Raw genomic sequence first — 7,979 nt, forward strand, 5'->3', positions numbered from 1 at the left:
GATAGATGCGAAGTCTTTCGCTTCACCACCGTACACTTTTGCAAGTGTAGTACAGATAGCAGCAGTTAGAGTTGTTTTACCGTGGTCAACGTGGCCGATAGTACCAACGTTTACGTGCGGTTTCGTACGTTCAAATTTTTCTTTAGACATGGGGTGTCCCTCTAGGTACGGATTAAGTGGCTTTGATGACCACGCAACCAAAAAAAATGGTTTTTTTAATTTAAAGGAGAAAGAAGCTTTAGACTGGTGCTGATACCCAGATTTGAACTGGGGACCTCACCCTTACCAAGGGTGCGCTCTACCGACTGAGCTATATCAGCACACAAATTTGAGTTGGAGCGTGCAGCGGGAATCGAACCCGCATCATCAGCTTGGAAGGCTGAGGTAATAGCCATTATACGATGCACGCAACACGTAACTCTGTTTGAGCTATTTAACCTTTAGAATATGGTGGAGGGGGACGGATTCGAACCATCGAAGGCAGTGCCGGCAGATTTACAGTCTGCTCCCTTTGGCCACTCGGGAACCCCTCCAAATTTTTAAGCTTTCTTCTCGCTCCCATAGGGAGGTAAGAAAGTGGTGCCGACTACCGGAATCGAACTGGTGACCTACTGATTACAAGTCAGTTGCTCTACCTACTGAGCTAAGTCGGCACAAGTGGGGCGCATTTTATTGAATGATTTTCCACCTTGCAATAGTAAATTGAAAAAAAATGGAAAAATCTAATAAGTAATGAAATTTAGCGGGTATTTCTTATTAAGTTTGTCCCTTTAATCCACATCTCTCTCACGAATATATTTTATTTATTCATCGCATGATGTATTTTCCATGCACTTGTTTTGTAACCCACTATAGAGTTTTTATGAGCCCATTTATGTCATTTGACCGCGAACGCTGGTCTGAACTAAGAAATTTAGTTCCCATGACACTGTCTGAGAATGACTTAAAAGAGCTTCAAGGGATCAATGAAAAATTGACAATGGAAGAAGCGGTAGAGATCTACCTTCCCCTTTCTCGTCTATTAAACCTCTACGTGGCTGCAAGACAGAACCGCAACTCTGTACTTCAACAATTTCTGGACAAAGACGAGAAAGCGCCCCCTTTTGTGATTGGTATTGCAGGCAGTGTTGCTGTGGGGAAAAGTACAACGGCTCGACTACTGAAAGCACTACTCTCTCGCTGGGATAATCACCCAAAGGTCGAATTAGTTACGACTGATGGCTTTTTGTACCCAAATGAAGTCCTTGAAGAGAAGGGCCTAATGAGTAAAAAAGGCTTTCCTGAGTCCTACGATATTAAGCGCTTGGTGAAGTTTGTTTCCGACGTCAAAGCATGCAAACGTAATGTGCAAGCTCCTGTCTATTCACACCTAACCTACAACATCACAGATGAAGTAAAAGAAGTCGACCTTCCGGATGTTTTGATCATTGAAGGGTTGAACGTGTTACAGAGTGGTATGAACTACCCACACGAGCCGCATCGTGTCTTTATCTCAGACTTCCTCGATTTCTCACTCTATGTCGACGCAGACAGTTCGCAAATCCAAGAGTGGTATGTCAATCGATTTATGAAATTCCGTGAGGGTGCATTTGCCAAACCAGGTTCTTACTTTAGTCACTACACTCTGCTCAATGACCAAGAAGCTGTCGATAAAGCCCAGAATATCTGGAAGTCGATTAATGGTCTCAACTTAGAGCAGAATATTTTGCCAACTAGAGAAAGAGCGCACCTTATTCTACGTAAGGGCGCTGATCATATGGTTGAAGAAGTTTTATTGCGCAAGTAATAGCGGAGCTACAATAAACAAGGTATCAATTAATCCGCTTTGCGCAGTGAGATTTCACCACCAATATAGGCTTCAACACCATTTTCCGTTTCCAGTAAAACGGCACCCTGCTCATTAATGCCTTTAACTGTACCCTCTATCTCGCGCGGCCCAATAATCAGGCGTACTGAACGCCCTAAAAAGTTATCTAATCGGTTCCAGCGTCCAACGAAGTCGGTCATTCCCTTGAGCTCATACTCATCGAGCGCTTTATACCAAGCATTAATCAACGCCTGTGCAAGCTCATTTCGCTCTGGAACTTGCCCTCCGCATACTTCCTTAAGCGACGTCCATGGTTGACCAATACCGGATGTATTTGGATCCATCGATAAGTTTAGTCCCATACCAATCACAATATTGGCCGCACCTCCAGATTGACCCGAAAGCTCTACCAAGATTCCGGCAAGCTTCTTATCATTGTGATAGAGGTCGTTTGGCCACTTGAGCTTAACCCCTTCAACACCCATTTCCTCGAGCGCTTCTACAATAGCAACACCAACGACTAAGCTAAGCCCCATTGCTGCCGCCATACCAGCATCCAATCGCCAATACATAGACAGATACAAGTTTGCACCAAACGGAGATACCCATTCGCGCCCGCGACGACCGCGCCCAGCAGCTTGATACTCTGCAATACACACCGAACCTGACTCTAGAGAATCTCCCTTATCAAGCAGGTGTTGGTTTGTAGAACCAATAATTGGTATTAGTTCTAGTGAAGAGTCTACACCTGGAGCCTGAAGCCTAGACTCATCAAGCATGTTCAGTGGCTGTGCTAGCTTATAGCCCTTGCCTTGTACTCGATAAATATCCAGTCCCCACTCTTGTATACCCTTGATATGCTTACTGATAGCTGCGCGAGAAACACCGATCAGATCACCGAGCGCTTCTCCTGAATGGAAGTCACCATCAGCCAGAGCTTTAAGAAGGGTTAACTTGGTTGTATGGTCTCTCATGCTAGAGCCTCCAATGCGATATCGAGATTGATCTCACCGTCTTTACCCATGAATCTCACTTCATGCTCAAGCACGATACCAAACTTCTCTTTAACTGCCGTGCGAACTTGATTTGCGAGTCGAACAACATCAGAGGAAGACGCATCATTATAGTTAATAAGAACTAAGGCTTGATTTGGGTGAACTTGCGCCCCACCTTCGATATGCCCTTTGAACTGACATTGATCAATCAACCAACCCGCAGCCACTTTGATCTTATCGCCGCTCTCATAACCCACAATATCTGGGTAACTTTGAGTTAATAGATCATAGTGATCCTTTTCGATCACAGGGTTCTTAAAGAAACTGCCCGCATTACCCTTTATCGCCGGATCTGGAAGCTTGCTTGAGCGAATTGCACATACTTCATCGAAGATAACACGAGGGGAAATTGTCTCCATGTCTAACGCTTTGAGTGGCCCATAGTGATTACATGGCTGCCAGTCTTTACTCAGGGTTAAACCAATCGCGACCACAATCGCTTTACCATAGAGAGCATGCTTGAATATCGAATCACGATAGCCAAACTGACACTCGTCACGACTTAATCGCTTCACCGTATAGGTGTTTAAACATAAGATATCAACGTATTCACATACATCTTGTAATTCAACGCCATAAGCGCCGATGTTCTGAATAGGTGCAGAACCACAACAACCGGGAATCATTGCGAGGTTTTCTAACCCACCAATGCCTTGCTCTACAGACCACGCAACCAAGCTAGGCCAATCTTCGCCACCACTAATATGCAGTTTATAGTGTGTCTCAGTTTCGGTTCGCTCAACCCCCTCAAGCTTATTCACCATCACCAGACCTGCAAAATGATCGGTAAATAGCATGTTGCTACCCTTACCTAACATCAATTTCGGAAGGTGACTCCACTGTGGAGATTGGTAAACAGAGATCAGATCGTCTACAGAACGGACTTCAATAAGCACATCACACGTCTGCTCGATAGAGAAGGTATGTGCCTTTTTCAAACTGGCATTGAGATAAGATTGCATGGCGATATTCAATTAAACTAAACTGCCCCTATTCTACAGCAGTTACCCAACCGACGCAGTGATTGAATGAACAATGTAACAATAGCCGAGCTTGATCCAATCAAAGTTCCATTAGTTAAGCGCTTCTATAAAGAGCACTACCCTTCCGGTAAGGCCAACAAGAGTGAGTTAATCTATTCATTGACCATTGATAACCAACTATTGGGTGTAGTTCGCCTTCGTACGATTGAGCAGTTTCGCTTACTAACAGGTATGGCCATTTCTAAAGAGTATCGAGGTCAACAACTCGGGAAACAGTTAATGGATTTCTGTGAGAAAAATACGTTAAACGAACAAGACTATTGCTTTGCTTACGCACATTTAGAGCGCTTTTATAACCGCCATCATTTTGTAAAAGTGGCACCTCAAGAGCTGCCTAATAGCCTGAAAAACCTCTTCGAACGATATACAAACAGTGGAAAAGATCTCATTCCTATGCATTATCAGCAAAATTGTTAGAGAATGCCTCGATTATCTAGTAATTCGCCGTTTGCCTTTGGTAAAATTCACTGTTCGCAATTTTGCATATTTTTAAGGTCAAACAGTCAATATGATTGCTAGTAGGAATCCATTCATACAGTTACCCACTGTAGCTCAGAACCCCGATAAGTTTGAAGTACTGTTATCAGCACAAGAGTTCAGAACTCGTTTACTTAAAGAGATCTCTGAAGCAACTCAGCGTATCTGTCTGGTTGCTCTCTATCTAGAAGATGACGAAGCAGGTCGTGAGATCCTTACAGCACTATATGAAGCTAAGAAAAACAATCCTCAGCTTGATATCAGTGTTTGTGTTGACTGGCACCGAGCTCAACGTGGCCTTATTGGTGCGGAATCATCGGAAGGCAATGCTGCAATGTATAAAGCATTTGCAGATAAATATGAGCACGAAGTGCCTGTCTATGGTATCCCTGTTCGCGGTAAAGAGGTCTTTGGTGTACTTCACCTAAAAGGCTTTATCATTGACGACAAGGTCATATACAGTGGTGCTAGCCTTAATAACATCTACCTGAACTATAACGACCGCTATCGTTTCGATCGCTACCATGTTTTAAACAACAAGACGTTGGCTGACACTATGTTTAGCTACGTACAAGAGCAAATGGTGGCAGATACGGCAGTTAATAATCTAGCCGATCATAGCAAGCCAACCACCAAACAAATTAAGTCTGCAATTCGCCAGTTCCGCTCTACGTTAGCTCGCTCTCAATATCAGTTTAAGAGCGAAGAAGTATCAAGTGAGCAAGTTGCTGTAACACCACTCGTTGGTATTGGTAAGCGTCGTAACCGTCTAAATCAGGGCATCAACCAACTTATCGCTCAAGCTAAAGATGAAATCTTCATCTGCACGCCTTACTTCAACTTCCCACCTAGCCTAGCTAAGGAAGTAAAGAAAGCTCTGAAACGTGGTGTGAAAGTCAGTATCGTTGTGGGTGACAAAACAGCGAATGACTTTTTCATCTCTCCAGAGGAAGAATTTAAGACCATTGGCGGCCTACCTTATCTATACGAACTCAACTTGCGACGTTTTGCTAAAGCAAATGAAGCAAACATTGCAAGTCGTAAACTATCTATCCACCTTTGGAAACACGATTCAAATAGCTTCCACCTAAAAGGTATTTGGGTAGATAAACGCTACATGCTTCTAACGGGTAACAACCTAAACCCGAGAGCTTGGAAGCTCGATCTTGAGAACGGCATCTTTATCCAAGATAACTACAATCACCTTGCGGATAAGTTCCAAGCTGAGGTAGATAACATCCTTCAACACACACAGCTGATCTGTACTTATAAACAGCTAGATAAAGTCGATAGTTATCCAACCGAAGTACAGAAGCTAATACGCAAGATCACGCGCGTAAAGGCTGATAGAGTGCTTAAACAAATTCTATAAGTACAAGATAGAAAATATATCTATTCCAACGCCTAGCGATTTGCTGGGCGTTTTTGTATTCATTGTATGCACCTCTCAACAAGCCATATAAAACACACTGTTAGGACTCTGCCAACCACAGATAACTATATGGAATTCAAATGGTGTACCTAAAGAGTAGGTTAACCCAACCAATTAGTTTTCCAGATTGGCATGAACTCATTGGTCAAAGAGCTAAGAAACGAAGAAGGCCTAATCGTAAGACTAGGCTTTTTTATACATCACAAGATTGCTAGGTTATTGTACTTTCGTGCTTGCTCCGAAAAGGAGCGAAGCTTGCTACCTATCAGCACATCCATTTCTGATAAATGTACAAAGCCTTTCTATTCTCTAGCAGGGCTTCTCTATAAGGACAAAGTGGCTAGGGTTGCGCTCACCTGTGACTCGTTGGTCGAAGAGCAAAACACCTACTCCCATAAACGACGAAAGCCTAGTCGTAAGACTAGGCTTTCTGATAATACCAATCTGGAAAATTAACTGATCAGTTCAATCCACTCTCTTGTGCACATTCTTTTCACCCTATCTGTACTTTCTAGAAAGCAATTCCATGCACTACATATTTTCTCAACAATGTCGTCATAGTTCGTAAAACTCTGGTTTGCTAGATAGTGTTGCCGTAGCCAACTCCATACTTGTTCAATTGGGTTTAGTTCGGGTGAATAGGGAGGCAGTTTAACGATACTCACATTCGAAAATTGCTCAGCAATGTCATTGGTATGCCAACCTGCACCATCCATGATCACAATCGCATGACGACCTTTTTCTGTGGCCTCTGATATTTGAGCAAGGTGGTCAATCATGATGTCTTTGTTTACCCAAGGGACAACCATAGCTTCTCCTATGCCTTTTGAAGGACAGACTGAACCAAACAAATACGCATACTCAAATTGCTGCTGTTTTACTGCTCGAGGCCTTGTGCCTCTTTCTGCCCAGAGGCGAGTCGTCGTATTTTGCTGCCCAAATCGAGCTTCATCTTGAAACCAGACATCCACCGATTCCAGACCCATATGCCCCGGGATCTTAAGGATCGTTTCTATTTTGAATTTTTTTAAAATCGTCTTGAACTTGCTGAGATTGAGAAGGGTGTTTAGAGCGTGAAGTTATCCAAGAAAACCCCATGTGATTAAACAAGTAATAGATAGAGTCAGGGTGATAATGTTTATCAAATTCTCTGGCGATGTAGGCATGGATATCACTGCCCGTTAATCGTCCCCCTGAAGAATCAGAAGCTCGGCTTTTGATAAATAGCCTTAATTGTTCACGTTGATTTGGAGAAAGAAATGCGGGTCTCCCAGTCCTTGGTTTCTCTTGCAATCCTTCAAGTCCCTCTTCAAGGAAAGTTTGTACCCACTTATTCACACTTGTTCTGCTTACTTTAAGGAACTTAGCAATTTGGGTTCGAGAATGACCATCTTTAAAGTGGGCTAATGCGAGTAATCGCATCTTCATTTGAATAGATTTTTGTTGGCTAGCAAGCTTTTTGAAATCAATGTTATCGAGGCTATCCATAGCGTCTTTTTCAAAAATTAGTCATAGCCTCAATTAGATCATATTTTTACTTAGATTGGTATAAGTGGCGGATGGCGGGGACGCCTAGTTCGGGGTTGCGGGCAACCAGGACTCTTTCGACTGAAGGGCGAATATCATCGTTCAAATGTAAAAAGCCCTGCTATTTCTAGCAGGGCTTCTCTATAAGTGGCGGAGTGGACGGGACTCGAACCCGCGACCCCCGGCGTGACAGGCCGGTATTCTAACCAACTGAACTACCACTCCGCAGTGGTAAACACGTCTGTAGACGTGGTTCCAAAATTAAAGCCTGGCGATGTCCTACTCTCACATGGGGAAGCCCCACACTACCATCGGCGCTATTGCGTTTCACTTCTGAGTTCGGCATGGAATCAGGTGGGTCCACAACGCTATGGTCGCCAAGCAAATTCTTTCTTCTCTGATTTTCTTTCAGAAAAGTAATTTGGAAAGCTGTTTATTCTCTAAACTCATTCAAGTGCTCTTGTTTGCCTCTGCTTTTTAAAGCGGAAACAATGTTTTGAGTCCATCAAAACCCCTTGGGTGTTGTATGGTTAAGCCTCACGGGCAATTAGTACAGGTTAGCTCAACGCCTCACAGCGCTTACACACCCTGCCTATCAACGTTCTAGTCTTGAACAACCCTTTAGGACGCTTAAAGCG

At 43.5% G+C, this 7,979-nt stretch carries 7 protein-coding genes, 5 tRNA genes and 2 rRNA genes; 3 read left to right on the plus strand and 11 right to left on the minus strand.

What is annotated here, in order from left to right; genetic code table 11:
* The 5 genes from L1D60_RS23240 to L1D60_RS23260 all read right to left on the minus strand — a co-directional run.
* A partial coding sequence (locus tag L1D60_RS23240) for a GTP-binding protein (RefSeq protein WP_229627707.1) occupies positions 1 to 150 on the minus strand: 150 nt, incomplete at its 3' end.
* A gap of 94 nt (positions 151 to 244) precedes the next feature.
* A tRNA-Thr gene (locus tag L1D60_RS23245) sits at positions 245 to 320 on the minus strand.
* A gap of 14 nt (positions 321 to 334) precedes the next feature.
* Positions 335 to 409: transfer RNA gene (locus L1D60_RS23250), tRNA-Gly, on the minus strand.
* A gap of 39 nt (positions 410 to 448) precedes the next feature.
* Positions 449 to 533: transfer RNA gene (locus tag L1D60_RS23255), tRNA-Tyr, on the minus strand.
* Positions 534 to 577: 44 nt separating this feature from the next.
* Positions 578 to 653 (minus strand) — tRNA-Thr (locus tag L1D60_RS23260).
* A 209-nt stretch (positions 654 to 862) separates the two neighbouring features.
* Here L1D60_RS23260 and coaA point away from each other — a divergent pair.
* Complete coding sequence (gene coaA, locus L1D60_RS23265; protein WP_239843161.1) at positions 863 to 1,786, plus strand: type I pantothenate kinase; 924 nt, start codon at positions 863 to 865, stop codon at positions 1,784 to 1,786.
* Positions 1,787 to 1,815: 29 nt separating this feature from the next.
* Here the strand turns inward: coaA and birA are convergent, their stop codons facing one another.
* A complete protein-coding gene (birA, locus tag L1D60_RS23270) occupies positions 1,816 to 2,781 on the minus strand; it encodes a bifunctional biotin--[acetyl-CoA-carboxylase] ligase/biotin operon repressor BirA (RefSeq protein WP_239843162.1) in 966 nt (321 codons plus the stop codon).
* Positions 2,778 to 3,824 carry a UDP-N-acetylmuramate dehydrogenase gene (murB, locus tag L1D60_RS23275; RefSeq protein ID WP_239843163.1) on the minus strand — a complete coding sequence of 349 codons (1,047 nt, stop codon included), beginning with the start codon at positions 3,822 to 3,824 and terminating at the stop codon, positions 2,778 to 2,780. Before murB ends, birA begins: the two co-directional genes overlap by 4 nt.
* A 66-nt stretch (positions 3,825 to 3,890) precedes the next feature.
* Here murB and L1D60_RS23280 point away from each other — a divergent pair, with 66 nt between their 5' ends.
* Together L1D60_RS23280 and pssA are read left to right on the plus strand one after the other, a co-directional pair.
* A complete protein-coding gene (locus L1D60_RS23280) occupies positions 3,891 to 4,322 on the plus strand; it encodes a GNAT family N-acetyltransferase (RefSeq protein ID WP_239843164.1) in 432 nt (143 codons plus the stop codon).
* A 91-nt stretch (positions 4,323 to 4,413) separates the two neighbouring features.
* Positions 4,414 to 5,754, plus strand: coding sequence for a CDP-diacylglycerol--serine O-phosphatidyltransferase (gene pssA / locus L1D60_RS23285; RefSeq protein WP_239843165.1), 1,341 nt, complete (start codon positions 4,414 to 4,416; stop codon positions 5,752 to 5,754).
* A 512-nt stretch (positions 5,755 to 6,266) separates the two neighbouring features.
* On the opposite strand, the gene L1D60_RS23290 is transcribed toward pssA, so the two are convergent.
* From L1D60_RS23290 to L1D60_RS23305, 4 genes are all read right to left on the minus strand, one after another.
* Positions 6,267 to 7,302, minus strand: a protein-coding gene (locus L1D60_RS23290; RefSeq protein WP_275665820.1) for an IS630 family transposase whose coding sequence is annotated in 2 segments (ribosomal slippage) — positions 6,267 to 6,842 and positions 6,844 to 7,302 — 1,035 coding nt in all. Because the reading frame shifts where the segments join, the coding sequence is not laid out codon by codon here.
* A gap of 187 nt (positions 7,303 to 7,489) precedes the next feature.
* Positions 7,490 to 7,566: transfer RNA gene (locus L1D60_RS23295), tRNA-Asp, on the minus strand.
* 41 nt (positions 7,567 to 7,607) lie between these two features.
* A 5S ribosomal RNA gene (gene rrf / locus L1D60_RS23300) occupies positions 7,608 to 7,723 on the minus strand.
* A 144-nt stretch (positions 7,724 to 7,867) separates the two neighbouring features.
* Positions 7,868 to 7,979 (minus strand): 23S ribosomal RNA (locus L1D60_RS23305); the annotation flags it as partial.

The organism is Vibrio sp. Isolate30, from assembly GCF_022397975.1.
Lineage (GTDB): Bacteria > Pseudomonadota > Gammaproteobacteria > Enterobacterales > Vibrionaceae > Vibrio > Vibrio fortis.

What these genes read in the sequence shown, in the direction of transcription:
- coaA (WP_239843161.1), top strand. Translation starts at nt 863, where the DNA reads ATGAGCCCATTTATGTCATTTGACCGCGAACGCTGGTCTGAACTAAGA.
- birA (WP_239843162.1), bottom strand. Translation starts at nt 2,781, where the DNA reads ATGAGAGACCATACAACCAAGTTAACCCTTCTTAAAGCTCTGGCTGAT.
- murB (WP_239843163.1), bottom strand. Translation starts at nt 3,824, where the DNA reads ATGCAATCTTATCTCAATGCCAGTTTGAAAAAGGCACATACCTTCTCT.
- L1D60_RS23280 (WP_239843164.1), top strand. Translation starts at nt 3,891, where the DNA reads ATGAACAATGTAACAATAGCCGAGCTTGATCCAATCAAAGTTCCATTA.
- pssA (WP_239843165.1), top strand. Translation starts at nt 4,414, where the DNA reads ATGATTGCTAGTAGGAATCCATTCATACAGTTACCCACTGTAGCTCAG.